This is a genomic window from Faecalicatena sp., assembly GCF_058819085.1.
In genome coordinates, this window is sequence record NZ_JBZUUL010000027.1 from 82,816 (window position 1) to 109,446 (window position 26,631).

Annotated in this window: 42 protein-coding genes and 1 tRNA gene; 38 read left to right on the top strand and 5 right to left on the bottom strand. The window is 43.2% G+C overall.

What is annotated here, in order from left to right:
• Positions 1 to 4 precede the first annotated feature (4 nt).
• The 3 genes from yedE (at position 5) to AC4OGX_RS14020 (ending at position 1,675) form a co-directional block, all read left to right on the top strand.
• Positions 5 to 1,099, top strand: coding sequence for a YedE family putative selenium transporter (yedE, locus tag AC4OGX_RS14010; protein WP_493331202.1), 1,095 nt, complete (start codon positions 5 to 7; stop codon positions 1,097 to 1,099).
• A 128-nt stretch (positions 1,100 to 1,227) separates the two neighbouring features.
• On the top strand, positions 1,228 to 1,431 hold the full coding sequence (locus AC4OGX_RS14015) for a sulfurtransferase TusA family protein (protein ID WP_493331203.1): 204 nt from the start codon (positions 1,228 to 1,230) through the stop codon (positions 1,429 to 1,431).
• Between the two features lie 7 nt (positions 1,432 to 1,438).
• Positions 1,439 to 1,675, top strand: a complete 237-nt coding sequence (locus AC4OGX_RS14020) for a putative Se/S carrier protein (RefSeq protein ID WP_493331204.1) — start codon at positions 1,439 to 1,441, stop codon at positions 1,673 to 1,675.
• A gap of 115 nt (positions 1,676 to 1,790) precedes the next feature.
• Here AC4OGX_RS14020 and AC4OGX_RS14025 read toward each other — a convergent pair whose 3' ends face one another.
• From AC4OGX_RS14025 to AC4OGX_RS14045, 5 genes are all read right to left on the bottom strand, one after another.
• Positions 1,791 to 2,471, bottom strand: a complete 681-nt coding sequence (locus AC4OGX_RS14025) for a hypothetical protein (RefSeq protein ID WP_493331205.1) — start codon at positions 2,469 to 2,471, stop codon at positions 1,791 to 1,793.
• Complete coding sequence (locus AC4OGX_RS14030; RefSeq protein ID WP_493331206.1) at positions 2,468 to 2,794, bottom strand: PadR family transcriptional regulator; 327 nt, start codon at positions 2,792 to 2,794, stop codon at positions 2,468 to 2,470. Before AC4OGX_RS14030 ends, AC4OGX_RS14025 begins: the two co-directional genes overlap by 4 nt.
• 174 nt (positions 2,795 to 2,968) lie before the next feature.
• Positions 2,969 to 3,565, bottom strand: coding sequence for a hypothetical protein (locus AC4OGX_RS14035; protein ID WP_493331207.1), 597 nt, complete (start codon positions 3,563 to 3,565; stop codon positions 2,969 to 2,971).
• Positions 3,566 to 3,674: 109 nt separating this feature from the next.
• A complete protein-coding gene (locus AC4OGX_RS14040) occupies positions 3,675 to 4,262 on the bottom strand; it encodes a TetR/AcrR family transcriptional regulator (RefSeq protein WP_493331208.1) in 588 nt (195 codons plus the stop codon).
• Positions 4,263 to 4,443: 181 nt separating this feature from the next.
• A complete protein-coding gene (locus AC4OGX_RS14045; protein WP_493331209.1) occupies positions 4,444 to 5,478 on the bottom strand; it encodes a proline racemase family protein in 1,035 nt (344 codons plus the stop codon).
• Between the two features lie 332 nt (positions 5,479 to 5,810).
• On the opposite strand from AC4OGX_RS14045, the gene AC4OGX_RS14050 reads away from it, so the two are divergent.
• The 35 genes from AC4OGX_RS14050 (at position 5,811) to rpsM (ending at position 26,593) form a co-directional block, all read left to right on the top strand.
• A tRNA-Sec gene (locus AC4OGX_RS14050) sits at positions 5,811 to 5,908 on the top strand.
• Positions 5,909 to 6,109: 201 nt separating this feature from the next.
• Positions 6,110 to 7,435 (top strand): proline reductase-associated electron transfer protein PrdC, encoded by a 1,326-nt coding sequence (prdC, locus tag AC4OGX_RS14055; RefSeq protein ID WP_493331211.1) that lies wholly within the window; start codon positions 6,110 to 6,112, stop codon positions 7,433 to 7,435.
• Positions 7,436 to 7,624: 189 nt separating this feature from the next.
• Positions 7,625 to 9,478: a D-proline reductase (dithiol) proprotein PrdA gene (gene prdA / locus AC4OGX_RS14060; protein ID WP_493331212.1), complete on the top strand. Its 1,854-nt coding sequence runs from the start codon at positions 7,625 to 7,627 to the stop codon at positions 9,476 to 9,478.
• Position 9,479: 1 nt separating this feature from the next.
• Positions 9,480 to 9,779, top strand: coding sequence for a CBO2463/CBO2479 domain-containing protein (locus tag AC4OGX_RS14065; protein WP_493331213.1), 300 nt, complete (start codon positions 9,480 to 9,482; stop codon positions 9,777 to 9,779).
• Positions 9,776 to 10,228 carry a glycine/sarcosine/betaine reductase selenoprotein B family protein gene (locus AC4OGX_RS14070; protein WP_493331215.1) on the top strand — a complete coding sequence of 151 codons (453 nt, stop codon included), beginning with the start codon at positions 9,776 to 9,778 and terminating at the stop codon, positions 10,226 to 10,228. The genes AC4OGX_RS14065 and AC4OGX_RS14070 overlap by 4 nt, the downstream gene beginning before the upstream one ends.
• A gap of 24 nt (positions 10,229 to 10,252) precedes the next feature.
• Positions 10,253 to 10,501, top strand: coding sequence for a hypothetical protein (locus AC4OGX_RS14075; RefSeq protein WP_493331216.1), 249 nt, complete (start codon positions 10,253 to 10,255; stop codon positions 10,499 to 10,501).
• 129 nt (positions 10,502 to 10,630) lie between these two features.
• A complete protein-coding gene (gene prdD / locus AC4OGX_RS14080) occupies positions 10,631 to 11,398 on the top strand; it encodes a proline reductase cluster protein PrdD (protein WP_493331217.1) in 768 nt (255 codons plus the stop codon).
• 33 nt (positions 11,399 to 11,431) lie between these two features.
• Entirely contained in the window at positions 11,432 to 11,899 is a 468-nt protein-coding gene (locus AC4OGX_RS14085; protein WP_493331219.1) for a glycine/sarcosine/betaine reductase component B subunit, read from the top strand.
• 1,041 nt (positions 11,900 to 12,940) lie between these two features.
• Positions 12,941 to 13,258 (top strand): 30S ribosomal protein S10, encoded by a 318-nt coding sequence (gene rpsJ / locus AC4OGX_RS14090; protein ID WP_004607300.1) that lies wholly within the window; start codon positions 12,941 to 12,943, stop codon positions 13,256 to 13,258.
• Between the two features lie 81 nt (positions 13,259 to 13,339).
• Positions 13,340 to 14,023: a 50S ribosomal protein L3 gene (rplC, locus tag AC4OGX_RS14095; RefSeq protein WP_493331220.1), complete on the top strand. Its 684-nt coding sequence runs from the start codon at positions 13,340 to 13,342 to the stop codon at positions 14,021 to 14,023.
• 31 nt (positions 14,024 to 14,054) lie between these two features.
• Positions 14,055 to 14,675 (top strand): 50S ribosomal protein L4, encoded by a 621-nt coding sequence (rplD, locus tag AC4OGX_RS14100; protein ID WP_493331221.1) that lies wholly within the window; start codon positions 14,055 to 14,057, stop codon positions 14,673 to 14,675.
• A complete protein-coding gene (gene rplW, locus AC4OGX_RS14105; RefSeq protein WP_493331222.1) occupies positions 14,675 to 14,974 on the top strand; it encodes a 50S ribosomal protein L23 in 300 nt (99 codons plus the stop codon). The genes rplD and rplW overlap by 1 nt, the downstream gene beginning before the upstream one ends.
• Positions 14,975 to 15,182: 208 nt before the next feature.
• Positions 15,183 to 16,025, top strand: a complete 843-nt coding sequence (gene rplB, locus AC4OGX_RS14110) for a 50S ribosomal protein L2 (RefSeq protein ID WP_493331223.1) — start codon at positions 15,183 to 15,185, stop codon at positions 16,023 to 16,025.
• Positions 16,026 to 16,051: 26 nt separating this feature from the next.
• Complete coding sequence (gene rpsS / locus AC4OGX_RS14115) at positions 16,052 to 16,333, top strand: 30S ribosomal protein S19 (RefSeq protein ID WP_493331224.1); 282 nt, start codon at positions 16,052 to 16,054, stop codon at positions 16,331 to 16,333.
• Positions 16,334 to 16,362: 29 nt separating this feature from the next.
• Positions 16,363 to 16,749: a 50S ribosomal protein L22 gene (gene rplV, locus AC4OGX_RS14120; RefSeq protein WP_122641714.1), complete on the top strand. Its 387-nt coding sequence runs from the start codon at positions 16,363 to 16,365 to the stop codon at positions 16,747 to 16,749.
• Between the two features lie 14 nt (positions 16,750 to 16,763).
• Complete coding sequence (rpsC, locus tag AC4OGX_RS14125) at positions 16,764 to 17,420, top strand: 30S ribosomal protein S3 (RefSeq protein WP_109732262.1); 657 nt, start codon at positions 16,764 to 16,766, stop codon at positions 17,418 to 17,420.
• Entirely contained in the window at positions 17,420 to 17,857 is a 438-nt protein-coding gene (gene rplP, locus AC4OGX_RS14130; RefSeq protein WP_493331225.1) for a 50S ribosomal protein L16, read from the top strand. Before rpsC ends, rplP begins: the two co-directional genes overlap by 1 nt.
• Positions 17,847 to 18,053, top strand: a complete 207-nt coding sequence (gene rpmC / locus AC4OGX_RS14135; protein WP_025654669.1) for a 50S ribosomal protein L29 — start codon at positions 17,847 to 17,849, stop codon at positions 18,051 to 18,053. The genes rplP and rpmC overlap by 11 nt, the downstream gene beginning before the upstream one ends.
• Before the next feature lie 11 nt (positions 18,054 to 18,064).
• A complete protein-coding gene (rpsQ, locus tag AC4OGX_RS14140) occupies positions 18,065 to 18,322 on the top strand; it encodes a 30S ribosomal protein S17 (protein WP_216238578.1) in 258 nt (85 codons plus the stop codon).
• A 94-nt stretch (positions 18,323 to 18,416) separates the two neighbouring features.
• The gene (gene rplN / locus AC4OGX_RS14145; protein ID WP_025654671.1) at positions 18,417 to 18,785 is read left to right on the top strand and encodes a 50S ribosomal protein L14; all 369 of its coding nucleotides are present in this window, start codon (positions 18,417 to 18,419) and stop codon (positions 18,783 to 18,785) included.
• A 13-nt stretch (positions 18,786 to 18,798) separates the two neighbouring features.
• Positions 18,799 to 19,110 (top strand): 50S ribosomal protein L24, encoded by a 312-nt coding sequence (gene rplX, locus AC4OGX_RS14150; RefSeq protein ID WP_216238580.1) that lies wholly within the window; start codon positions 18,799 to 18,801, stop codon positions 19,108 to 19,110.
• 23 nt (positions 19,111 to 19,133) lie between these two features.
• Positions 19,134 to 19,673, top strand: coding sequence for a 50S ribosomal protein L5 (gene rplE, locus AC4OGX_RS14155; protein ID WP_493331226.1), 540 nt, complete (start codon positions 19,134 to 19,136; stop codon positions 19,671 to 19,673).
• A gap of 13 nt (positions 19,674 to 19,686) precedes the next feature.
• Positions 19,687 to 19,872 (top strand): type Z 30S ribosomal protein S14, encoded by a 186-nt coding sequence (locus tag AC4OGX_RS14160; protein WP_493331227.1) that lies wholly within the window; start codon positions 19,687 to 19,689, stop codon positions 19,870 to 19,872.
• A gap of 145 nt (positions 19,873 to 20,017) precedes the next feature.
• Positions 20,018 to 20,419 carry a 30S ribosomal protein S8 gene (gene rpsH, locus AC4OGX_RS14165; protein ID WP_493331228.1) on the top strand — a complete coding sequence of 134 codons (402 nt, stop codon included), beginning with the start codon at positions 20,018 to 20,020 and terminating at the stop codon, positions 20,417 to 20,419.
• A gap of 280 nt (positions 20,420 to 20,699) precedes the next feature.
• Positions 20,700 to 21,242, top strand: coding sequence for a 50S ribosomal protein L6 (gene rplF / locus AC4OGX_RS14170; protein ID WP_493331229.1), 543 nt, complete (start codon positions 20,700 to 20,702; stop codon positions 21,240 to 21,242).
• A 17-nt stretch (positions 21,243 to 21,259) separates the two neighbouring features.
• Positions 21,260 to 21,628, top strand: coding sequence for a 50S ribosomal protein L18 (gene rplR / locus AC4OGX_RS14175; protein ID WP_493331230.1), 369 nt, complete (start codon positions 21,260 to 21,262; stop codon positions 21,626 to 21,628).
• Between the two features lie 15 nt (positions 21,629 to 21,643).
• The gene (gene rpsE, locus AC4OGX_RS14180) at positions 21,644 to 22,153 is read left to right on the top strand and encodes a 30S ribosomal protein S5 (RefSeq protein ID WP_493331231.1); all 510 of its coding nucleotides are present in this window, start codon (positions 21,644 to 21,646) and stop codon (positions 22,151 to 22,153) included.
• Between the two features lie 99 nt (positions 22,154 to 22,252).
• Positions 22,253 to 22,432 (top strand): 50S ribosomal protein L30, encoded by a 180-nt coding sequence (rpmD, locus tag AC4OGX_RS14185; protein ID WP_493331232.1) that lies wholly within the window; start codon positions 22,253 to 22,255, stop codon positions 22,430 to 22,432.
• Between the two features lie 26 nt (positions 22,433 to 22,458).
• Positions 22,459 to 22,899, top strand: a complete 441-nt coding sequence (gene rplO, locus AC4OGX_RS14190) for a 50S ribosomal protein L15 (protein WP_009001876.1) — start codon at positions 22,459 to 22,461, stop codon at positions 22,897 to 22,899.
• The gene (secY, locus tag AC4OGX_RS14195; protein ID WP_493331234.1) at positions 22,899 to 24,251 is read left to right on the top strand and encodes a preprotein translocase subunit SecY; all 1,353 of its coding nucleotides are present in this window, start codon (positions 22,899 to 22,901) and stop codon (positions 24,249 to 24,251) included. The genes rplO and secY overlap by 1 nt, the downstream gene beginning before the upstream one ends.
• A 104-nt stretch (positions 24,252 to 24,355) precedes the next feature.
• Entirely contained in the window at positions 24,356 to 25,000 is a 645-nt protein-coding gene (locus tag AC4OGX_RS14200) for an adenylate kinase (protein ID WP_493331235.1), read from the top strand.
• Positions 25,001 to 25,055: 55 nt separating this feature from the next.
• Positions 25,056 to 25,337 carry a KOW domain-containing RNA-binding protein gene (locus tag AC4OGX_RS14205; protein ID WP_493331236.1) on the top strand — a complete coding sequence of 94 codons (282 nt, stop codon included), beginning with the start codon at positions 25,056 to 25,058 and terminating at the stop codon, positions 25,335 to 25,337.
• A gap of 5 nt (positions 25,338 to 25,342) precedes the next feature.
• Positions 25,343 to 25,561 (top strand): translation initiation factor IF-1, encoded by a 219-nt coding sequence (infA, locus tag AC4OGX_RS14210; protein WP_109732278.1) that lies wholly within the window; start codon positions 25,343 to 25,345, stop codon positions 25,559 to 25,561.
• A gap of 122 nt (positions 25,562 to 25,683) precedes the next feature.
• Positions 25,684 to 25,797, top strand: coding sequence for a 50S ribosomal protein L36 (gene rpmJ, locus AC4OGX_RS14215; RefSeq protein ID WP_073105013.1), 114 nt, complete (start codon positions 25,684 to 25,686; stop codon positions 25,795 to 25,797).
• A 427-nt stretch (positions 25,798 to 26,224) separates the two neighbouring features.
• Positions 26,225 to 26,593 carry a 30S ribosomal protein S13 gene (gene rpsM / locus AC4OGX_RS14220; RefSeq protein ID WP_493331237.1) on the top strand — a complete coding sequence of 123 codons (369 nt, stop codon included), beginning with the start codon at positions 26,225 to 26,227 and terminating at the stop codon, positions 26,591 to 26,593.
• The last annotated feature ends 38 nt before the right edge of the window (positions 26,594 to 26,631 follow it).

The following is a 26,631-nucleotide window of genomic DNA, read 5'->3' on the forward strand; positions in this document are numbered from 1 at the left end:
AAACATGAATTTAGCAGATTCAAAGAAAAAATTGGCGATCGCAGGTGTGATATGCGGGCTTGTTGCAGCTTGTCTGGCATATTTCGGGAATCCTGCGAACATGGCATTTTGTATTGCCTGCTTTATCCGTGATACGGCGGGAGCGCTGGGAATGCATCAGGCCGAGGTGGTACAGTATGCAAGACCTGAGATCATAGGGCTTGTGTTAGGTGCTTTTATTATTTCCATAGCAACAAAGGAATATCGTTCAACGGCAGGATCTTCACCGATGATCCGTTTTATTCTTGGTATGGTTATTATGATCGGTTCCCTGGTATTTTTGGGATGTCCTCTTCGTATGATCCTGAGAATGTCAGCCGGGGATTTAAATGCATGGGTAGCTCTGATTGGATTTATTCTTGGAGTAGGAACCGGAGTATTTGCCCTGAAAAATGGATTCAGCCTTGGCAGAGCACATATTACAAATAAGACCAGTGGTATGGTGCTGCCTGTTTTAATGCTGGGAGTACTTGTGCTTGCAACAGCAACTACCTTATTAAAAGCAAGTGCAGCAGGACCGGGAAGCCTTCATGCACCGATCATCATGTCTCTGACCGGCGGATTGGTCTTCGGTGTAGTCGCACAGAAGTCCAGAATGTGCTTTGCCGGAGGGATCCGAGACGTGATACTGATGAGGAACTTTGATCTGTTAACTGTGATCGGCGGATTGTTCGTTGTAATGCTGGTCTTCAATATTGCAACGGGAAAATTCATCGTCGGTTTCAATACACCTGGAATCATTGCACATTCCGAGCATTTGTGGAACATTCTGGGAATGTACGCGGTAGGTTTTGCGGCAGTCCTGGCTGGTGGATGTCCGCTAAGACAGCTGATACTTGCAGGTCAGGGATCGTCAGACTCTGCAGTAACTGTACTGGGAATGTTTGCAGGTGCAGCTGTATGCCATAACTTCGGCCTTGCAGCAAGCGGAACCGCTATGAATGCAGAGACAAAGGAGATCGTTGCAGGTGCAGTGCCGCTTAACGGAAAAGTTGCGGTTATCATCTGCATAGCGGTATGTTTCCTGATCGCATTTACAAATAAACGCGAAAAAGCTTAGCCGTCTATACTATTTCACAGGGGTCTGACCCTACACGAAAGGGACAGACCCCTATGGAAACCCTCATATAAAAAATGGGTTGAAGTATTGTACATAAAGTAGTATTCTATGAAAGAAGGTAAAATAATATGAAGGAAGTAGATGCAAGAGGTCTTTCCTGTCCGGAACCGCTGATGCTGACCGCAGCAGCGCTAAAAGGTGCAAAAGAAGCAGTCAGAGTACTTGTTACAGAACCGCACCAGAAGATGAATGTGGAGAAATACGCCAAGGATCATGGCAAAAAGACAACATCTTCCGAGATAGAGGATGGATTTGCTGTCATCATCGAATAAGGGTAAGATGAGAAAAAAAGAGTTAAAATTAGTGGTAACATTCCATACAACTGCAGATGCAATGGCAATGGAGAAGGTATGCAAGGAAAACCAGGTTCCCGGAAGACTTATTCCGGTGCCAAGATCGCTATCCGCAGGATGCGGGCTGTCCTGGTGCTCTGAACTTACACAGCGTGAAGTGGTAAGTCGTGCCATGGAGAATGCAGGGATTGAAGCAGAGGCAATGCAGGAGTGTCTGGTATAGGCAGGGGAAGCACGCAGGATAGAAATATGAGAATGAGAACAAGAATATAATTCAGGCGGAGGAAAGACCGATACGACAGGTAGTTCCTCCGCCTTTTCTATAGCGTGCGGTGTTATTAGTGTGAAAAACGCTGAGCGCATATTCCCCAATGCCAGTTCATCAGTATGGTAACACCTGACCAAAAGATCAGGATGACCGCAAGGATCAGCCAGCCATTCCCCGTGAGGATAAATTGTGTTGCAAGAGGGCTTTTGCAAAGCAGTCCATAACTAAGAAGAGCAGCCAGGCGGCAGATCCACCCAAGATATCTAAGAGCAGAATTTTCATAGACTGCTGTCTTTTGATCCAGATATTCAGGCAGGAAAACTCCTCCGATAATCCATATGATAAGCCATATTAAATCAGAATAATCAATGCCAAACGTATTCGGGGCTGAATTCAACAAGATAAATTTTAATGAATATACAATAGCCCAGGCCGAGAGGATTGTCTGGAGATACCGCATAAGATGTTCCCAGGGAGCCCGGTGGTCTGAATTCTGGATGACCTCATCACAAAATTCTTTTGCATCAACACCTAATACCTCCTTTAGGGGGATCTGATTCTGTTCCCCCTCAGCAGCCATACCGATCAGATCTTTGCGGATGACCTGAATCTGATATAGAGAAAGAGGGGAGGCTGACAGGTATTTGACCATATCCACAATTTCCTTCCGGGTGTTTGGGTTATGGATAGACTGAAATGCTTCTGTATTCTCTTTTTCCAGTTTCATTAACTGACTTTTGAATAGTGTCATAATGCATCCTCCTTAAAAATCTTATGAACTGATTCGGTAATTTCGTTCCAATTTTGTAAAAACGACAGGAGATATTCTTCGCCGTCTCCGGTAAGTGAGTAATACTTACGGCTGGGTCCTAAGGGGCTGGGCTTAAAGGTGGCTGTAATCAGCTTCTTCTTTTCCAGACGGAGAAGGAGCGGGTAAAGGGTCCCTTCTCTTACTTCTGTGAAACCATTCTCCTGGAGCTGGGTTACGATCTCGTAACCGTATGTCTCAGAACTTTGAATGATCTTTAAGATACAGCCTTCCAGGATCCCCTTCATTAATTGAGATTTGTCCATGCTAAGCCCCCCTTTCCAGTTACTACCTTGCATTGCAATGTTCTTGACTATATTGTATCGCAAAGTAGCCGTAAAAGCAATAAAAAAGTGAATAAAAATCAGGAGTATGTAAAAAATACATACTCCTGATCTAAATGACACTGATCGCTATCTGCCAATACAGATTGTCTCTGCTTATTTTTTCTTATCCTTAGGATTCTTATATACCCAGAGTGCACCAAGAATTCCTGCTATGTATAGGATGTTCACAAGAATGGACGGGTTATCCTTCAAGAGGTAAACGATCGCGACACCAGCAGCAAGCCCAACGGTGATCTCAAATGCCCTGAGGATCCGTTTTTCTTTTATATCCTTTGCCTCCTGCTGCAATTCCGTGCGCCTCTGCTCGAGCTTTAGATAATCCATCAGGTTCTCATCACTGATACGTGAGAGAATCCATTTATCCCGGAAGAATTCTTTGTCTTCCCTTTTAAAATGGAAACGCTTCTTATCCTGTACGTCCTCTTCCGTGAAGATATCATCTGTCTCTGCCTTTATCTGGGAAGCAGTAGTTTGGAAAGATTCGTTAGGTCCCTTCTGTGACTGCTGGGCAGCGGGAGATGTCTTTGGGCTTTCCGGCTGGTTCGTCTCTTGGGATGCTTCGGCGGTAAAAGCTACAATATTAGAGGCATCTGCATTATCCTGACTGGTGGCAGGTACAACGTCTGCGGCAGTATTTTCAATTGATTGACAATTGGTTTCTTCGTTTGTAATGATTGGTTCTTCTAACACAGGTAATACCTCCATTTGTTTTTCTTAATCATAGCAGTTTTTGTCGAAAAATACAATCGTTCCCGGTAATATCAAGGCGGATATTCAAACTCCGCTTGGATGGTAAAGACTAAATCCCCTTCTCGAAGTTGTCCAGTACATGCGGGAGGAGTCTGTCACTATAAGCTGACAGCGAATATTTGCCCTCACAGAGTGCCCAGTCATATAAAAGAGCTCTCTCATACATGGTATAAATCTTAACCAGCTCCTCCACAGAGGAAGTATCTTTAAACTCACCGGAGTGGATTCCGGTTTCTATGATCTCCCGGATCAATTGGAAGTAATAGCGGTCGTCATCGAGCAAAGAGCGGTTATCTTTTGTGACAAGCTGGGAGGAATATAATGAGGCAAGCAGATTGATATCTATACTTGTCTCAATCATATAAAATAGTTCATGGTTTAATAAAAGCAGTTTTTCCCTGGCTGATAGTGACTGGTCTAATGTATTGTTGATTTCTTCGTATTGCTGGTCGAACAGGTCTGATAAAGTAGTAAGAAGGGCATCCTTTCCCTTAAAATAGTGGTAAAAGGTTCCTTTCGATGTCTTTGACAACTTAATAATGTCTTCGACGGTGGTGTTATCATACCCATTTTTATAAAATAAGTTCCAGGCAGCCTTTACGATTTTGCTCTTGGTTGTCTGTTTCTTTCGCGGCATAGTACCCTCTCTTCCTTGTAACACTTACTTTAGTTTCGGTTTATAGTATATCATAAGATCCGGCTTCCTACTATGCTAATATAGAAAAATCGGTGCGGACTTTTATCCGACACCGATTTCCCTGATAAAAATATATGATCCGGTTAAAGCTGCTATTTATAGAAATAGCCCAGTTCCTTCCTTAACCTCTTGATACCTTGAAACCGTACTTAAGCGGGTCATCCGGATCGATCACGTAAGTAGATTCACCTGTGATATAGGCACTTCCGGTAATCTGTGGAATGATTGCCTTGAATTCGCCGACCTGCGCTTCCTCTTTGATGACTCCCTTGAACTGTGAGCCGATGAAGCTTTCATACACGAATGGTTCACCGATCTTGATCTCACCACGTGCATACAGTGTTGCAAGCTTTGCGCTTGTACCTGTTCCGCATGGAGAACGGTCAGCCATGTGGTCTCCAAAGATGACAACATTGCGGTAATTACATCCGTCGGTCTTTGTGTGGCAGTAAAGCTCTGCCAGATCCACCGTTGTGATGTCCAGTTCAGGATGCTTGATCTCTACTTCTTCATTCACCTGCTTTACGACCTTCATTCCGAAATCTGTTAACTTCGGAATAGACTTTTCATCTACGGTCCAGCCAAGCTGTTCGATATCTACGAGGGCGAAGAAGCTTCCGCCAAAAGCGATGTCATATCTGATCTCTTTTCCATCAACGACAGTGGTCAGGTTTTCTTTATAAAGGAAAGCCGGAACATTTGTGAGCGTCACGTTAAGGACTTTTCCGTTCTTTACTTCTGCCTTTACGCGAATAAGACCGGCCGGAGCGTCTAATACTACTTCTGTATAAGGCTCAACAGCTGGAACAAGTCCTGCTTCGATCAGGGCTGTTGTTGTACCGATCGTACCATGTCCGCACATGTTTAAGTACTCTCCGGTGTCCATGAAAATAACTCCGAAATCTGCTTCTGGATTGACAGGCTCTGTGACAAGTGCACCGAACATATCATGGTGTCCGCGTGGTTCAAACATCAGGGCCTGACGGTACTTGTCGTAATTCTTTGCAAGATACTGCTTGCGCTCCATCATGGAGTCACCCTTTAACTCCGGGAAACCTGACATGATGATACGGGTAAACTCACCGACAGTATGTGTGTCGATTGCTTTGAATGCAGCTTCGAATGCATCCAGGTTGATTTTTGGATTGTAGTTCATAATCCTTCCTCCTAATTGGTAGTTTATAGAACCCGTCTATAAGTGACTTCATTATAATTGTGAAAATCACTATTATATAGAAACTATTCAGCTCAACGCACCTGGTAAAATTGATAAAAAATCAACAAATAGACCGCGTTCTAGTATGAAGTTCAGTTTATATTTAATATTATGTACGAAAACCCTTGAAAAGTCAACGATTATTTGGTAATATAAAAAACAGGTAAGGGAAAATAAAATAACGAATTGCATATGTAATTCCAAAAATTCATTTTGCCCATTTACAGCGTTTATATAGAAGAAAGCCTGTAAAGCCTGAGAAAACTGAATATGGGGGTAGAAGGGTAACTGGTGTGCCTCCTGGTCTTCAAAACCAGTGTTGGGCGTTTGTAGCGTCCTGGGTGGGTTCGATTCCCACATGCCTCCGCCAAAAAACAGATTTGTGGGATTATTTTCACAAACTTACTATATAAAGCAGCATAATACAAATCACAGTATGCTGCCTTTTGTTTGAAAGGAACTATCTATAAGTCCGGTGGACATGCCCGCCGGAGGGAAGTGATGCATAAGATATGCATACAAACTATAGATAAGATAAATATTATATATAACCTAAAAGGAGAAGCAGGTCATGGAGAATTTACAGTTTTTGCTAAGACAGCATGTGGGTGCTCCCTGTGAACCGGTTGTAAAAGCAGGTGACAGGGTAGAGAAGGGTACACTGATTGCTGTTCCAAAGGGATTGGGCGCTAACATTTTTTCCAGTGTGTATGGAAGTGTAGAGTCTGTTCTGGAGGATCGGATCGTGATTACGCCGGATGAAGAGCAGAAGGAAGAATTCGTACCGATTCATGAAGGTACACCGCTTGAGATGGTGAAAGAGGCAGGTGTAGTGGGAATGGGCGGTGCTGGTTTCCCAACGGGCGTGAAGCTCGGAACAGATCTTAAGGGTGGTTACATTCTGGTGAATGCAGCAGAGTGTGAGCCAGGGCTTTATCACAATATCCGTCAGATCGAGGAAAATATGGAGATGACCCTTAAGGGTGTGAAGTACTGCATGGAGATTTCAAATGCTGCCAAAGCGATCTTTGCGATCAAGGCAAAGAATAAGAAGGCAGTAGAGACTATCCGTGAAGCGATCCGCGGAGAAGAGAATATTTCTATACATCTGCTTCCGGATATTTACCCGATGGGTGAGGAGCGCGCGGTAGTCAGAGAAGCGCTTGGCAAGCTTTTGGATCCGACACAGCTGCCGTCAGCAGCAGATTCTATTGTAATTAATGTAGAGACTGTTCTGCGCGTAGCAGAAGCGATCGAGCTCAGGAAGCCGTGCTACAGCAAGAATATGACCGTGACCGGTAAGCTGAATGGTGGAAATGAAGCACACGTTTACATGGATGTTCCGGTAGGGACAAGCGTGAAGGATATGATCGAGATGTCCGGCGGGATCGACGGAGTATATGGTGAGATCATCATGGGCGGACCTTTTACAGGGAAAGCGACAACAATGGAGGATCCGGTTACAAAGACAACGGGTGGAATTATTGTTACCATTGATCTTCCGGATCTGCACGGTGCACCGGTAGGCCTTTTGGTATGTGCCTGCGGCGGAAGTGAAGAAAGAATGCGCGATATCTGTGGGAAGATGCACGGGGAAGTCGTATCCGTTGCCAGATGTAAACAGGCGGTCGAGATGAAGAACGGCACATTGAAATGCGAGAATCCGGGCAACTGTCCTGGACAGGCACAGAAATGTCTGCAGTTTAAGAAAGATGGTGCTGAGTATATTATTATCGGTAACTGTTCAGATTGTTCCAACACAGTCATGGGATCAGCTCCTAAGATGAAGCTGAAGGTTTTCCATCAGACAGATCATGTGATGAGAACGATCAACCATCCATTATATAGAAGATTAACCGTTTCTAAACAGGTGGACCAGCTGCCAGACGGCAGATAAAACGGGACGTCTGTTGGAAAATAGATTTTCCCCGGAGAGATTTTTGGTACGGGGAATGATGAACTAAGTAACTATATGAGATTGGCGGCAGCGTCATTTCATATACAGCTGCATCTGCTGGGTGCGGCTGCCTAAAGGGCGTGATAATTGGTATGTCCTTGGGATATAAGATAAAAGGAGGAATAAAGTATGTCAATTACAGCTGAAACAGCGAAAGAACATGCGAAAGATCCTGCGGTGCTCTGCTGCAGGGCCGAAGAAGGCATTACGATTCAGGCATCCAATCTGGAAGATCCGGCCATTTTTGATGATTTGGTAGATTCCGGACTCCTGGACCTGGAGGGTGCATTGACAATTGAGCAGGTATTAGGTGCAAAGCTTACAAAGACCTGCGATTCTCTGTGTCCTTTGACAGCAGATGTTGTAGAAGGGGCTAATGTTGTAGAGGAAGCAGCGGCAGAAGAGGCCGTTGCAGAAGAAGCACCGGAAGTTGTTGCTCCGGCTGCACCTGCTGCACCAGTATCAGCACCGGGTGGAGTGCTTAAGATCCACATTGGGGAAGGAAAAGACATTGATATCGAGCTTCCGTTAGGAATTGCAGGAGGAGCTGCAGCAGCGCCGGCACCGGCAGCAGTGATTCCGGCAGCAGAGCCAGTTCTGGCAGAAGCAGCAGCGGAAGAAAAGATCGTCAGAAGTCTTACAAGAAAGCATTACAGAATTACGGAAGTAAAACGTGGGCCTGAGACTAAGATCGAAGGAACTACATTATATATCCGTGAAGGAATTGAAAAAGAGTGTGTTGATTCTCAGGAGTTAGTATATGACTTAAAGATCGATATCATCACACCAGAAGATTACCACACATATTCAGAGACGATCATGGATGTACAGCCGATCGCCTGCAAGGAAGGCGAGAGTGAAGTCGGAAGCGGTACTACCCGTGTTCTTGACGGTGTGATCATGATGGTTACAGGAACAGATGCTAATGGAGTGCAGATTGGGGAATTCGGCTCTTCAGAAGGATATCTGGACGAGAATATCATGTGGAACCGTCCGGGTGCACCTGATAAAGGCGAGATCTTTATCAAGACCCAGGTGACGATCAAAGAGGGCACAAACATGGAGAGGCCGGGTCCTCTTGCAGCCCACACAGCTACAGACCACATTACACAGGAGATCAGAGAGGCGTTGAAAGCTTTGGAGGACGACTCACTGGTTGTTGATACAGAAACATTTAACCAGGTCAGAAGACCGGGCAAGAAGAAAGTAGTCATTGTAAAAGAGATCATGGGACAGGGCGCTATGCATGATAACCTGATCCTTCCGGTAGAGCCGGTCGGCGTACTTGGGGCAAAGCCGAATGTTGACCTTGGCAATGTACCTGTTTGTGTATCACCGTTAGAGGTTCTGGATGGATGTATCCATGCACTGACCTGTATCGGACCTGCATCAAAGGAGATGTCCAGACACTATTGGAGAGAGCCGCTGGTTCTTGAGGCACTTCATGATACAGAAGTGGATCTGTGCGGTGTCATCTTCGTTGGAAGCCCGCAGATCAATGCAGAGAAATTCTATGTTTCTAAACGTGTTGGTATGATGGTAGAGATGATGGATGCAGATGGCGCGTTCATTACTACAGAAGGCTTCGGCAACAACCATATTGATTTTGCAAGTCATCACGAGCAGATCGGAATGCGCGGAATCCCTGTTGTTGGTATGTCTTTCTGCGCAGTTCAGGGGGCTCTGGTCGTTGGTAACAAATACATGACCAATATGGTTGATAATAATAAATCTGAGTCAGGTATTGAGAACGAGGTCCTTGCATGCAATACTCTGTGCCATGAAGATGCGATCAGAGCACTTGCAATGTTAAAGAATGCAATGGCTGGGGAAGAAGTAAAGACTGCTGAAAGAAAGTGGAATCCGAATGTCAAGGCTACAAATGTAGAACTGATTTCCAATGTAACAGGCAGACCGATCGAGCTGGTGAAGAATGAGCAGTCCCTGCCAATGAGCCAGAAGAGAAAAGAGAAATACGACTAAGATGAAAGAATTAATGTATGGTGATAAGATTATTCGTATGGAAGGGGTCATCGTAGAGATTCACGACGGATGTGTCGGGATCGATTTAAAGGGCAGGCTTGGTTATCTTAAGATACCGATGCGCATGCTGATCACCGATTACCCTCTGGTGGTGGGACAGGAGGTTGCATGGAACATGAGTTTTGTGGAGCAGCTTGGACCGGAAGCCAATGATAAATACGTGAGCAATCTGGACACATATAACAGACGTCAGGAAGAAATGCGTAAAGCAAACGCGGAAACCAAGGAGGTAGAAGAATGAGCTTGACAACCACAAAAGGTTTACAGTCAGAAATTTACGTTCCGATCACTCCTCCGGCAGTATGGACACCTGTAAAGAAAGAGTTAAAGGATATGTCCATTGCCCTTGCAACAGCAGCTGGGGTACACTGCAAGAGTCAGGAGAGATTTAATCTGGCCGGAGACTCTACATGGAGAAAGATAACGAACGATACACCATCAAGTGAACTGATGGTATCCCATGGCGGATATGATAACGGTGATGTTAATAAAGACATCAACTGTATGTTCCCGATCGACAGAATTCACGAGCTGGCAGCAGAAGGATTTATCAGATCCTGCGCACCGGTACACGCTGGATTCATGGGAGGCGGCGGAAACCAGGATAAATTTAAAAATGAGACAGGACCAGCAATTGCACAGATGTTTAAAGACGAAGATGTAGATGCAGTAGTCCTGACCGCTGGCTGAGGCACCTGCCACCGCTCTGCAGTTTTGGTGCAGAGAGCAATTGAAGAAGCTGGAATTCCTACAATTATTATTGCAGCTCTTCCTCCGGTTGTTCGTCAGACCGGTACACCTCGTGCCGTAGCTCCGTTAGTACCGATGGGTGCTAATGCAGGTGCGCCGAATGATGTAGAAATGCAGACGAATATTGTAAAAGCAACACTTGAACAGCTGATCAAGATCGAGACACCGGGCAAGATTGTTCCGCTGCCATTCGAATATGTAGCTAAGGTATAATATACAGACAAGTGTAGTATACAGACACAAAAAGGGACGTTCCGGTGGAATTGTCCCTTTTTTGTCACAAAACTCGGAAAACGGAGAGCAAAGGGGTCTGACCCCTTTGCAGAAAGAAGGTGTTTACGCATGGAGCAAAAAGTAAAGGATCTGCGCCGTCTGGTAATTAAAGCTTTTCATATTGAGAATGTGGCAGAGGGCGCTGAAAATCTTCTGACGAAAGAAGGCCATATGACGATCAGCAGAGAGTGTATCCCAGGGCTTATGGAGTCTGAACCTCTCATTGAAAATATTAGTATAAATATTATACCGCCGGGGGAGCATGACCGATGGACAAACACGATTATGGATATCATCCCGATTTCGACGAAGGTACTCGGCAGGCTTGGTGAGGGGATCACACATACTCTGACGGGCGTGTATGTGATTCTGACAGGGGTGGATACTAATGGGAAACAGACTCATGAATTCGGCTCTTCAGAGGGAAATCTAAAAGAACAGCTCTATACAGGCAGGTCGGGTACGCCCTCAAAAGAGGATTATATCATCTCCTTTGATGTGACACTAAAAGCCGGGATGGGGCAGGAGCGTCCGGGGCCGATGGCAGCGCACAGAGCGTGTGACCGGTTTATTCAGGTTTTCAGGGATCAGCTGAAAAAGATGAAAGGTGATCTGTGCACGGAACGGCATGAATACCACGATGTTGTGCGGGAAGGTAAGAAGAAGGTTGTGATCATCAAACAGGTGGCGGGACAGGGGGCGATGTATGATACATGGCTTTTCCCGAAGGAACCGTCTGGTGTGGAAGGTGGTCATTCTATCATCGATATGGGAAATATGCCTGTCGTGCTTACACCGAATGAGTATCGGGACGGCATGATCCGCTCGATGCAGTAGAGGGACTGGAATATAAGGAGAGGAGATAAGCTTATGGGAATCGGACCATCAACGAAGGAGACTACGCTTCATCATTTTCGCGATCCTTTGCTGGATGTGGTATCTTCAGATGAAGATTTGGATCTGCTGGGAATTATTGTGGTAGGCACTCCGGATGACAATGAAGAAAAGATGCTCGTCGGAACCCGTGCAGCGGTTATGGCAGAATGCATGCGGGCCGACGGTGCGATCATATCATCTGACGGATGGGGGAACAGTGATGTGGATTACGCCAATACCTGTGAACAGCTTGGAATTCGGGGCATTCCGGTCACGGGCCTTAAATTCAGCGGTGTGAATGGTGGATTTGTGGTGGAAAATAAATATCTTTCCGGTATCAAGGATATCAATAAGAGCAGGGAAGGTGTTGAGACCTGCGTGGTTGGAGAAAATAATGTGACAGAGCTGGATGCCAGAAAGGTAACGGCCATGTTGAAATTGAAGATGAGACAGTCTAAATAGCAGGTAAACTAAGAGAAAACAAGCGTGATATAAAAAGCGAAAAGCACGACTGCAGTCGTGCTTTTCGCTTTTGGTATGTCATTGAGAGGTTTTTCCTCGTTGCCTTGCAGTTTGTATTTATATACAAATCTGGGGAATGTCCTACAATGAGGATGTATATATATTAATTGGAGTTTACCAATGCAGGACTGTTCTTGGGGGAAACAGTCGGCAGTGGCATAACTGCAATAGCAACCACAAACAAATAAAATATGGTCTGAACTTAACAGCTATTATCCTTCATTTCTCTAGTGTCAGAAAAAAACGCTTTCCGAAATAATGGGAAACCGTTACAGGTTAATGCCCTTTAAGTTGTTTTCACTATACCACTTTACTACGGTGATGTCAAGGAAAGAAATTTTTATTTTATATTTTTTATAAGGATTTTACAAAATCGAGGAAAATGTAAGGAAAACCTTGTAATCTATCTGAAATTCAGGTATATCTAAAGGGTACGCTGTAACACATGTTCTTCCGATTATAGCAAATGCTGCGGATCAACGTATTTTTTCTTTCAGTCCAAGAAGGAACGGTGGAGCTTGTGAAGTAGTTTCTTCTATATATAAGTATGTTTCCAACAGGAAGAAAATGTACATAATTTTCTGAGAAGAGGAATCCATACTGCCGGGGACCTTACAATTGTTGCTTAGGCAGACGAGGTTAGAACGCTGCTGCAAATATTGTACGAAAAAAAATACAATAATTCTGAAAAACTACTTGAAATATGTGGATGAATCCGCTATACTAAAAAAGCTGTGGCATGATAGCGATGAAGCGAGAGGTTGCTGCCAAGTGCAGAAGGCACAATGGCAGGTTTTCCGTGGAGCGAATGTCAAGTTAGGAAACTGACGACAAGTCACTGTACGAATCACAACTGATTACTGATTATCAAGGATAAGAGGTATGAAACAACGTGTGAGTTTCTCACGACACACACGGGAGAGTGTACAGTCACCGCTTGTCGTACTCAAACAAAAGTACGAAAAGGAGGCGACTTTTTTTATGGCAAGTCAAGTAATGAGAATCACATTGAAGGCATATGATCACCAGCTGGTTGATGCATCTGCAAAGAAAATCATCGAAACTGTAAAAAAGAACGGATCACAAGTGAGTGGACCAGTACCACTTCCGACTAAGAAGGAAGTAGTAACAATCTTAAGAGCTGTACACAAGTACAAAGACTCCAGAGAGCAGTTCGAGCAGAGAACTCATAAGAGACTTATTGATATCATTACACCAACACAGAAGACTGTGGATGCATTATCCAGACTAGAAATGCCAGCCGGTGTTTACATTGATATCAAAATGAAAAACAAGTAAGATCAAAACAAAAAACAGTATTCCTAAAATTTAGGATGAGCGCATAACGCGTTCCGCTGTAAATCACAGGAGGTAATTATAATGAAGAAAGCTATCTTAGCTACTAAAGTCGGAATGACTCAGATCTTCAATGAAGATGGAGTTTTGACTCCGGTAACTGTACTCCAGGCTGGACCATGTGTGGTAACACAGATCAAGACAGCTGAGAATGACGGTTACAGCGCAGTTCAGGTCGGATTTGTTGACAAGAAAGAAAAGATTGTCACAAAAGACAAGAGCGGCAAGAAAGAGATCGCACACAGAAATGGTGTGACAAGAGCTGAAAAGGGACACTTCGACAAAGCAGGTGTTTCTGGCAAGAGATATGTAAAAGAATTCAAATTTGACAACGCAGAGGAATATACATTGGCTCAGGAGATCAAAGCTGATATCTTTGAAGCAGGAGACAAGATCGATGCTACTGCAATTTCAAAAGGTAAAGGTTTCCAGGGTGCAATCAAGCGTCACAATCAGAGCAGAGGACCTATGACACACGGTTCTAAATTCCACCGCCATGCAGGTTCTAACGGTGCAGCATCTGATCCGAGCAAGGTATTCAAAGGTAAAAAGATGCCAGGACAGATGGGTAACAAGAAGATTACAGTTCAGAATCTTGAAATTGTAAGAGTTGATGCTGAAAACAATCTGCTTTTAGTAAAAGGCTCAGTACCGGGACCGAAGAAATGCCTGGTAACAATCAAAGAAACTGTAAAGGCTGCAAATTAGTCTGATTGACGTAGAAAGGAGGAACACACAGATGGCAAACGTATCTGTTTATAATATCGAAGGTAAAGAAGTTGGTACAATCGATTTGAACGATGCTGTATTCGGTGTTGATGTGAATGAACACTTAGTACACATGGCAGTTGTAAGCCAGCTTGCAAACAATCGTCAGGGAACACAGAAAGCGAAAACACGTTCTGAAGTTTCCGGAGGCGGAAGAAAACCATGGAGACAAAAAGGAACAGGTCATGCAAGACAGGGTTCAACAAGAGCTCCGCAGTGGACAGGCGGTGGAGTTGTATTTGCTCCGGTACCGAGAGACTACTCTTTCAAGATGAACAAGAAAGAAAAGAGAGCAGCTCTGAAATCCGCTCTTACTTCAAGAGTAGAGGAGAACAAGTTCATCGTGATCGATGACCTGAGCTTCGACGAGATCAAAACAAAGAAATTCCAGGCAGTATTAAACAACCTGAATGTAAACAAAGCACTGGTTGTTCTGGAAGACGGAAACAAGAATGCTGAGATTTCTGCAAGAAACATCGCAGGTGTGAAGACAGCTCATACAAATACTCTTAACGTATTTGATATCTTAAAATACAACACAGTAATCACTACGAAAGCTGCTGTTGCAACTATCGAGGAGGTGTACGCATAATGGCTAATATTCAATATTATGATGTAATCCTTAAACCAGTAATTACTGAGAAGACAATGGAGCTCATGGCTGATAAGAAATATACTTTCTTAGTTCATACAGAGGCTACAAAGTCACAGGTAAAAGAAGCTGTTGAAAAAATGTTCAATGGAACAAAAGTAAAAAGCGTAAATACTATGAATCTTGATGGTAAGACAAAAAGACGTGGTATGACATACGGAAAGACAGCTAAGACAAAGAAAGCTATCGTTCAGTTAACAGAAGATAGCGCTGATATCGAGATTTTCGAGGGACTGTAGGCACTGAACACTTAGTGAGCTTACAGCGAACTTAGTGAGAAGGCCGTTCCCAAGCCTTGGCGAGGTCTTGTCGAGCCTAGGCGCACGGAACTTGATATCCCTTGATGCGCCTAAGTCATGCCTTAAGGCTGATGAAGTAGTATCAAGCAGCATATACGCATAAAAGCGTGAGAACAAATAATCAGGCAAAACGAAAGGAGAGAAAGTAATGGGAATCAAAACATATAACCCATATACACCTTCCAGAAGACAGATGACTGGCTCTGATTTCTCTGAAATCACAAAGACAACTCCTGAGAAATCCTTACTGGATTCCAAGAGCAGAAAAGCTGGTCGTAACAATCAGGGTAAAATCACAGTTAGACACCGCGGAGGCGGAGCTAAGAAGAAATATAGAATCGTAGACTTCAAGAGAAAGAAAGACGGAATTCCGGCAACAGTAGTTGGAATCGAGTACGATCCGAACAGATCAGCTAACATCGCATTAATCTGCTACGCAGACGGCGAGAAGGCTTACATCCTTGCTCCAGAAGGATTAAAGGACGGAATGAAGGTTATGAACGGACCGGAAGCAGAAGTAAGAGTAGGAAACTGCCTGCCGCTTTCTGAGATCCCGGTTGGTACACAGATCCACAACATCGAGTTATATCCTGGAAAAGGCGGACAGCTTGTTCGTTCAGCAGGAAACAGCGCTCAGTTGATGGCTAAAGAAGGAAAATACGCAACACTGAGACTTCCATCTGGTGAGATGAGAATGGTTCCAATCATTTGCAGAGCATCTGTTGGTGTCGTAGGTAACGGAGAGCACAACCTGATCAACGTTGGTAAAGCAGGACGTAAGCGTCACATGGGTATCAGACCTACAGTACGCGGTTCCGTTATGAACCCGAACGACCATCCGCACGGTGGTGGTGAAGGTAAGACAGGTATCGGACGTCCAGGTCCATGTACACCATGGGGCAAACCGGCACTTGGTCTTAAGACACGTAAGAAAAACAAAGCTTCTAACAAGTTAATTGTAAGAAGAAGAGATGGAAAAGCAATCAAATAATTTAGTTTACAAGGAGGTTAGAACCTATGGCTCGCTCACTTAAAAAAGGACCATTTGCAGACGAAAGCTTACTGAAAAAAGTAGACGCTATGAATGCTGCAGGTGATAAATCAGTTATTAAGACATGGTCACGTCGTTCTACAATCTTCCCGTCATTCGTTGGACACACTTTTGCTGTCCATGACGGAAGAAAACATGTGCCTGTATATGTTACAGAAGATATGGTTGGACACAAGCTCGGAGAGTTCGTAGCAACCAGAACATACAGAGGTCACGGAAAAGACGACAAGAAGTCAAGAGTTAGATAATATAAAGTATTCGAAAGGAGGGTTCATCCATGGCAAAAGGACATAGATCCCAAATCAAGAGAGAAAGAAATGAGCAGAAAGATACAAGACCATCAGCTAAGATTTCTTACGCTAGAGTGTCAGTTCAGAAAGCTTGCTTCGTATTGGATGCCATCAGAGGTAAGGATGTACAGACAGCACTTGGTATTTTAGCTTACAATCCAAGATATGCTTCAAGTGTAATAGAGAAATTATTAAAATCAGCGATCGCTAATGCTGAGAACAACAACGGTATGAATGTTGAGAACCTTTATATTGAAGAGTGTTATGCAAATAAAGGACCGACAATGAAGAGAATCAGACCAAGAGCACAGGGCAGAGCTTATAGAATCGAGAAGAGAATGAGCCACATCACAATCGTGCTTAATGAAAGATAATAAGGAGGGCAATAATGGGACAGAAAGTTAATCCTCATGGCTTAAGAGTCGGCGTTATCAAAGACTGGGATTCCAAATGGTATGCAGAAAAAGATTTCGCAGACAACCTGGTAGAAGACCATGAAATCAGAAAATTCCTTAAGAAGAAATTATACAGCGCAGGTGTTTCAAGAATCGAGATCGAGAGAGCATCTGACCGCGTTAAGATCATCATCTATACAGCAAAACCTGGTGTAGTAATCGGTAAAGGCGGTTCTGAGATCGAGAAAGTGAAAGCTGAGTTAAAGCAGTTCACAGACAAGAAGTTAATCGTTGATATCAAAGAGATCAAGAGACCTGACAAAGATGCTCAGTTAGTAGCTGAGAACATTGCTCAGCAGCTTGAAAACCGTATTTCATTCAGACGTGCTATGAAGTCCTGCATGTCAAGAACAATGAAATCCGGAGCACTTGGTGTGAAGACATCTGTTTCAGGACGTCTTGGCGGAGCTGATATGGCCCGTACAGAGTTCTACAGTGAAGGAACAATTCCGCTTCAGACACTGAGAGCTGACATTGATTATGGATTCGCAGAAGCTGACACAACTTACGGAAAAGTCGGTGTAAAGGTTTGGATTTACAAAGGCGAAGTTCTTCCGACTAAAGCAGATAAGGAAGGGAGCGATAAATAATGTTAATGCCAAAAAGAGTGAAACGTCGTAAACAGTTCCGTGGCACCATGAAAGGAAAAGCTTTAAGAGGTAATAAGATTTCCTACGGTGAGTACGGTATCGTTGCAGCAGAGCCTTGCTGGATTCGTTCTAACCAGATCGAGGCAGCCCGTGTTGCTATGACACGTTATATCAAACGTGGTGGTAAAGTTTGGATCAAAATTTTCCCGGATAAGCCGGTAACCCATAAACCTCTTGAAGTTCGTATGGGTAAAGGAAAAGGTGCCCTGGAATACTGGGTAGCAGTAGTTAAGCCGGGCCGCGTTATGTTTGAAATTGCAGGAGTACCAGAGGAAACAGCTAGAGAGGCACTTCGACTTGCAATGCATAAGTTACCTTGCAAATGCAAAATCGTTTCTCGCGCAGACTTAGAAGGCGGTGATAACAGTGAAAATTAATACATTTGTACAAGAATTAAAAGGAAAATCCGTTGAGGAATTAAATGAAGAATTAGTAGCTGCTAAGAAGGAACTCTTTAACTTAAGATTCCAGAATGCAACTAACCAGTTAGATAATACAAGCAGAATCAAAGAAGTGAGAAAGAATATCGCTCGTATCCAGACAGTGATAACTGAAGCTTCTAAAGCTGAATAGGAGGTCGTACTGTGGAAGAAAGAAATCTTAGAAAAACCCGTACAGGCAAGGTTGTTAGTGACAAGATGGACAAGACAATCGTTGTCGCAGTTGAAGACCACGTTAAGCATCCACTTTATAAGAAGATCGTAAAAAGAACTTATAAATTGAAAGCTCATGATGAAAAGAATGAGTGCAACGTTGGAGATAAAGTAAAAGTTATGGAAACAAGACCATTATCTAAAGATAAGAGATGGAGACTTGTGGAGATCGTAGAAAAAGCAAAATAATATGCCCGCATTAGTTTGGACCATGTGTCCGCCTAAGCAGGTTATGTTGGACAGATAGTTCAATAAGCGTATAATTTGAAGGAGGTTTACCTGCATGATACAACAAGAAAGTAGACTTAAAGTAGCAGACAACACAGGTGCTAAAGAGTTACTGTGTATCCGTGTACTTGGCGGTTCTACAAGAAGATATGCCAATATCGGAGATGTGATCGTTGCGACTGTTAAAGATGCAACACCAGGCGGCGTTGTAAAAAAAGGTGACGTTGTGAAAGCTGTAGTTGTCCGTACTGTTAAAGGCGCACGTCGTAAAGACGGTTCCTATATCAGATTCGACGAAAATGCTGCTGTTATTATAAAAGACGATTTGAACCCACGTGGAACACGTATTTTTGGACCAGTAGCCAGAGAGCTCAGAGACAAGAAGTTTATGAAAATTGTTTCTTTAGCTCCGGAAGTACTGTAGGGAGGTGCCGAGAATGTCAACTATGAAGATCAAAAAAGGCGACACTGTTAAAGTTATCGCTGGTAAAGATAAAGACAAAGAAGGCAAAGTAATTGCTGTAAATAAAAAAGACGGAAAAGTTCTGGTTGAAGGTGTCAATATGCTGACGAAGCACACAAAGCCAAGTGCTGCTAATCAGAATGGCGGTATCATCCATCAGGAAGGACCGATCGATATTTCCAATGTTATGTATGTACACAAAGGAAAAGCTACAAGAATCGGTTTCAAAATGGATGGAGACAAAAAGGTACGTGTTGCTAAGGCAACAGGCGAAGTGATTGATTAATTCAAGGAAGGAGGTCCAGAACTTTGAGTAGACTGAAAGAACAGTATCAGAATGAGATCGTTGATGCAATGATCAAAAAATTTGGATATAAAAATATAATGGAAGTGCCGAAGCTTGACAAAGTTGTTATCAACATGGGTGTAGGCGAAGCAAAAGACAATGCTAAAGTATTAGAGTCAGCTGTAGCTGATCTCGAGAAGATTTCCGGACAGAAGGCAGTTCTTACAAGAGCTAAGAACTCTGTCGCTAACTTCAAGATCAGAGAAGGCATGGCTATCGGATGTAAAGTTACATTAAGAGGAGAAAGAATGTATGAGTTCGTTGATCGTCTGATCAACCTTGCATTACCTCGTGTACGTGACTTTAGAGGTGTTAACCCGAACGCATTCGACGGAAGAGGTAACTACGCTCTTGGAATCAAAGAGCAGCTGATTTTCCCTGAAATCGAGTACGATAAAGTAGACAAAGTCAGAGGTATGGATGTAATTTTCGTTACAACAGCTAAGACTGACGAAGAAGCTCGTGAATTATTGACTCAGTTCAATATGCCATTCACTAAGTAAAGGAGGGAAATTCATGGCTAAGACATCAATGAAAATCAAACAGCAGCGCAATGCAAAATTCTCCACCAGAGAATACAACCGCTGCAGAATCTGTGGACGTCCACATGGATATTTGAGAAAATATGGAATCTGCCGTATTTGTTTCCGTGAACTGGCATATAAAGGACAAATCCCAGGTGTTAGAAAAGCAAGCTGGTAGGTATGAAATTCTTAGTGCGTGCTGAGTACACACTTAGAATTTCAGCCGTTCTTCGGGCAAAGCACGAAGAACTTCCATCATGTACAATTCAAAGGAACATAGTGGAAAGCCGTTAACTTAATAGAAATAAGGAGGTCAATAATCAATGACTATGAGTGATCCAATCGCAGATATGCTTACAAGAATCCGTAATGCAAATACTGCTAAACATGATACAGTTGATGTACCTGCATCAAAGATGAAAATCGCGATTGCTGAGATCCTTTTCAATGAAGGATATATTCAGAAATTTGATATCGTTGAAGATGGAAACTTCAAGACAATCCACATCACATTGAAATATGGTGCAGACAAGAATGAAAAAGTTATTTCAGGTCTTAAGAGAATCTCTAAGCCAGGACTTCGTGTATACGCTAACAGCGAAGATATGCCGAAGGTACTTGGTGGACTTGGAACAGCGATCGTTTCCACAAACAAGGGTGTAATCACAGACAAAGAAGCTAGAAAAGCCGGTGTAGGCGGAGAAGTTCTTTGCTTTGTTTGGTAGGCACTGAACACTTAATGAGTGCATAGCACGAATTTAGTGAGAAGGCCGTTCTTGGAACTTAGTGAGGTTTTTCAAAACTTAGTGACAAGAACATGTCCCGATATAGATAGAGTACAAGGAAGGAAACACTTAAGCCACCAGGTTCGAAAGAACCTCACCAAGTGGATCGGGTGTGCGTTCGGACTAGGTTCGAAAAGACTTCACCAAGTACTCACAGCAACTGAAAACAGAGAAGCCATTTAGCAGCTTCTCCGAGAATTTAAGTTATAGGAGGTACGGTATGTCACGTATAGGAAGACTGCCAATCGCAATCCCAGCAGGCGTAACTGTTGAAATTGCAGAGAACAATGTAGTGACTGTAAAAGGTCCAAAAGGAACTCTTTCAAAAGAGCTTCCAGTTGAAATGGAAATTAAGCAGGAAGGCGAAGAAGTAATCGTTACAAGACCGAATGATTTAAAGAGAATGAAATCTTTACACGGTCTGACAAGAACACTGATCAACAACATGGTTGTTGGTGTAACAGACGGATACCAGAAGGTTCTGGAAGTTAACGGTGTTGGTTACAGAGCAGCTAAATCAGGAAACAAATTGACATTAAGCTTAGGATACTCTCATCCAGTTGAGATGATCGACCCAGAAGGTGTTGAGACTGTTCTGGAAGGTCAGAATAAAATTACTGTCAAAGGTATCGATAAAGAAAAAGTAGGCCAATACGCAGCTGAAATCAGAGACAAGAGAAGACCGGAGCCATATAAGGGCAAGGGTATCAAGTATGCTGATGAAGTGATCAGACGTAAAGTTGGTAAGACTGGTAAGAAATAATTAAGGAGAGTGTGAAAATGGTTAGTAAGAAATCAAGAAGCGAAGTTCGTAGAAAAAAACACATGAAATTACGTAACCGTTTCAGCGGTACTGCTGAAAGACCACGTTTAGCTGTGTTTAGAAGTAATAATCATATGTATGCTCAGATTATTGACGATACGGTTGGAAATACACTGGTTTCAGCTTCCACTCTTCAGAAAGACGTGAAAGCAGAATTAGGGAAGACCAACAACGTTGATGCAGCAGCATATTTAGGAAAAGTAATTGCCGAGAAGGCAAAAGAAAAAGGTATTACAGATGTTGTCTTTGACAGAGGCGGCTTTATATACCAGGGTAAAATCAAAGCATTAGCAGACGCAGCCAGAGAAGCTGGGTTGAATTTCTAAGAAGGGAGAACACATATGAAACAAGAACGTATTGATGCTAGCCAGTTGGAATTAACAGAAAAAGTGGTATCAATTAAGCGTGTTACCAAAGTTGTTAAAGGTGGTCGTAACTTCAGATTCACAGCTTTAGTAGTTGTTGGCGATGGTAAAGGCCATGTTGGTGCAGGTTTAGGAAAAGCTACTGAAATCCCAGAGGCTATCCGCAAAGGAAAAGAGGATGCAGCAAAGAAACTGATCACTGTTGCAATGGATGAAAATGAAAGTGTAACACACGATGTAATCGGTAAATTCGGTAGTGCTTCTGTATTACTGAAGAAAGCTCCAGACGGTACAGGAGTTATCGCCGGAGGTCCGGCACGTGCGGTAATCGAGATGGCAGGAATCAAGAATATCCGTACAAAATCTTTAGGTTCTAACAACAAGCAGAACGTAGTTCTTGCTACAATTGAAGGACTTAGAGAGATTAAGACTCCAGAGGCAGTTGCAAAACTTCGTGGTAAATCAGTTGACGAGATCGTAGGCTAAAGAGATAGAGATATGCTCTATCGCATAATAAGATAGAGATATGCTCTATCGTATAAGATGGATAGAGCTGTTTTTTCTATCGTGTAGGAGGTAAATATAATGGCAAATTTAAAGATTACACTGGTTAAGTCTACAATCGGTGCTGTGCCGAAACATAAAAAGACTGTTGAAGCTCTTGGTCTTAAAAAGCTCAACAAGACAGTTGTATTACCGGATAATGCAGCTACCAGAGGTATGGTACAGCAGGTTAGACACTTAGTGAAAGTTGAAGAAGCGTAAATAATAAAAGATAAGGAGGTAAGATCATGGACTTATCAAACTTGAGACCAGCAGACGGCTCTAAGCAGAGTGATAATTTCAGAAGGGGCCGTGGACACGGTTCTGGAAATGGTAAGACAGCCGGTAAGGGCCACAAAGGTCAGAAAGCTCGTTCAGGAGCACCAAGACCAGGCTTTGAAGGTGGTCAGATGCCTTTATACAGAAGAATACCAAAGAGAGGTTTCACATGCAGAAACTCTAAAGAGATCATTGGTATTAACTTAAGTGCTTTAGAAGCATTTGAAGATGGCGCTACAGTTTCAGTAGAAACACTGATCGAGAGCGGTATCGTTAAAAATCCAAAAGACGGTGTTAAAATTCTTGGAAATGGAGAGTTAACTAAGAAGCTTACTGTTCAGGCAAATGCATTTAGTGCAAAAGCAGCTGAAAAAATCGAGGCCCTTGGTGGAAAAGCAGAGGTGATCTAATGCTAGAAACAGTGCGAAGAGCATTTCACATTGAGGATATTAGAAAAAGACTTTTCTATACCTTCATGATGCTGGTCGTTGTGAGACTTGGTTCCCAGCTGCCGACGCCGGGAGTGGATCCAACCTATATTCAGAATTTTTTCGCGAATCAGACCGGTGATGCATTCAATTTTTTTGATGCATTCACCGGCGGTTCCTTTACACAGATGTCTGTGTTTGCCCTAAGCATTACACCGTACATCACATCTTCCATTATTATGCAGCTTTTAACCATCGCGATTCCAAAGCTGGAAGAGATGCAGAAAGAAGGCGAGGATGGAAGAAAGAAGATTGCAGCGATTACCCGTTATGTTACAGTTGCACTTGCATTGATCGAATCCATTGCTATGGCAGTAGGATTTGGCCGCCAGGGACTTCTCGTAGACTATAACTTCGTAAATGCTGCTATTGTAGTATGTACACTTACAGCAGGATCTGCATTTTTAATGTGGATCGGTGAGCGTATTACAGAAAAAGGTGTGGGAAATGGAATTTCCATCGTCCTGCTCATTAACATCATCTCCCGTGTGCCGGATGATTTCATGACTCTGTTTGAACAGTTTGTTAAAGGAAAGAGTCTCGCAAAGGGAGGACTTGCAGCAATCATCATTCTTGCAGTCTTACTGGTTGTAGTAGTATTTGTTATCATCCTCCAGGGTGGTGAGAGAAGGATTGCAGTTCAGTATTCCCAGAAGGTTCAGGGAAGAAAGACATATGGCGGACAGTCAACACACATTCCGCTGAAAGTAAATACAGCAGGTGTTATTCCGGTTATCTTCGCATCATCACTGATGCAGTTCCCGATCGTGATCGCCTCTTTCTTAGGGAAGGGCAATGGCACAGGAATCGGAAGTCAGATCTTAAAGGCTATGAATTCCAATAACTGGTGTAACCCGGAAAATTTAATATATTCAATAGGACTGATTGTATATATCGTGCTTACCATATTCTTTGCATATTTCTATACGTCAATTACCTTTAACCCGTTGGAAATTGCAAACAACATGAAGAAGAGCGGAGGGTTCATCCCAGGTATCCGTCCAGGTAAGCCGACTGTTGAGTACCTGCAGAAGATTTTGAATTATATCATTTTTATCGGTGCATGCGGTCTTGTTATTGTCCAGGTAATCCCGTATTTCTTCAATGGTGTGTTCAAGGCCAATGTTTCTTTCGGAGGAACATCTTTGATCATTATCGTTGGTGTAGTATTGGAGACGATCAAACAGATCGAGGCACAGATGCTTGTACGCAACTATACAGGTTTTTTGAATAGTAAGGGAAGTTCTATGAAGAACAGTTTCCTTGGATATTAATTGAAACTATTTAGCTCGCCTGAGTTTTGTCCCGCGTGGATAAAACCGGCGGGTTAATGTGCTATATGGCTATACTTTGGCATAGCAGAACATAGGGGGTCAATATGAAGATTATTATGTTAGGAGCTCCGGGAGCAGGTAAGGGAACACAGGCTAAAAAGATCGCTGCAAAATACGGTATCCCACATATTTCTACAGGAGATATTTTCAGGGCAAATATTAAAAACGGAACAGAACTGGGACAGAAGGCAAAGACCTTCATGGATCAGGGACTCTTAGTACCGGATGAGCTGGTTGTGGATCTTGTCGTTGACAGAGTAAATCAGGATGATTGTACAAAGGGATATGTACTGGACGGATTCCCGAGGACCATCCCGCAGGCAGAAGCTTTGGATAAAGCTCTTGCAGAGCTGGGGCAGAAGATGGATTATGCAATCAATGTTGAAGTACCGGATGAGAATATCATCAACCGTATGTCAGGCAGAAGAGCGTGTGTGGATTGTGGAGCTACTTACCACTTGGAATATGCACCGACAAAGGTAGAGGGCGTATGCGATAACTGCGGCGGAAGCCTCATCTTAAGAGATGATGATAAGCCGGAGACAGTAAAGAAACGTCTTGGTGTATATCATGACCAGACACAGCCTCTGATTGATTATTACACAAATGCCGGCATCCTGAAAGAAGTAGACGGAACAATTGATATTGATGACGTGTTTGCTGAGATCGTTAAGATACTCGGAGAATAGTATGCCCGCAGGAATCTCATAAATCATGCCCTGTAAAGCAAAGGAGCAGCAAAGTATGTTATTTTCACCAGGAATGCTTGTCAAGTCCAAAAAAGGACGGGATAAGGGCTGTATATATGTCATAATTAATGTCAATGCTGAATATGTATATCTGGCAGACGGACGAAACAGGCCCGTCTGCCGCACAAAACGAAAGAATAAAAAGCATCTGCAGGTGATCAAGAAGACAGTTTGTAAGTCTTATGCAGATAATGAAGCAGTCAAAAAAGTAATTAGTATGTATTCTCGTTTGGACACGAATGAGAATCGTAAAGTGCCAAACGTGCAGGAGGATTAGAAAGTATGTCAAAAGCTGACGTGATCGAAATTGAAGGAGTCGTAGTTGAGAAACTGCCTAACGCAATGTTTAAGGTGGAGTTGGAGAACAAGCATATCGTGCTTGCACATATTAGTGGAAAACTGCGTATGAATTTCATTAAGATTTTACCAGGTGACAAAGTGACGTTGGAAATGTCTCCATATGACCTGAGCAAGGGAAGAATTGTTTGGAGAGATAAGTAAAAAAAGTATTGACTTTGCCGGAAGAATAGTGTTACAATATGAAATGGCTGTTTTTGGATAGGTGTGCCCAAAAATCGGCCCGTAACGTATGGTAAAGCAAAAGGATGGAAGGAGGATTTGACATGAAGGTTAGATCATCAGTAAAACCAATCTGCGAAAAATGCAAAATCATTAAAAGAAAAGGAAGCGTCAGAGTAATCTGCGAGAATCCGAAACACAAACAAAGACAAGGCTAGAGCACTTAGTGAAAGCAAGCCACAGGCGCAGCTTGAACTTAGTACGAAGCCTGTTCAAAGGAGCTTAGCGAGGTTCTTTTAAGCTTAGCGATTTGAACTTCCTTATTATTACTTTGAACAGCAGTAATGTTTGTGAATTAATTAGGCGGCTGACAGCGCGACACGCCAGGAGGTGTGTGGAGCTGTTTAATATACAGTAGGGATACACCACACTGCTGAGAATGCAGGTACCGTAGGGTTGGTGGTCTTTTGTATATTGCTTATAATACCCGGCTGTCATTTGCGGAAAAATCCGTGCCGGGAAAGGGTATGCATAGCAGCTATGTATGCCTGGATGTTTTTTTCGAAGCAGAAACACCTTTCTGTGCAGGAATGAGCATCCCAGTTAGGGACAATATTAAACAGATTCGAAATGGAGGAAAGACACATGGCTCGTATTGCAGGTGTAGACTTACCAAGAGACAAACGTGTAGAAATCGGCTTAACTTATATCTATGGAATCGGTAGAACAAGCGCAAGCCGTATCTTAGCAGAGGCAGGAATCAATCCTGATACTCGCGTAAGAGATTTAACCAGTGAAGATGTAAAGAAGATCAGTGAAGTGATCGATGCAACTCAGGTTGTAGAAGGTGATTTAAGAAGAGAGATCCAGCTGAACATTAAGAGACTCAAAGAGATCGGATGCTACCGCGGAATCCGTCATAGAAAAGGACTTCCGGTACGTGGTCAGAAGACAAAAACAAATGCAAGAACATGCAAAGGTCCTAAGAGAACTGTAGCTAATAAGAAGAAATAATATGTCAAAAATTCAGCTGCCTTATTATGGCAGCCTGA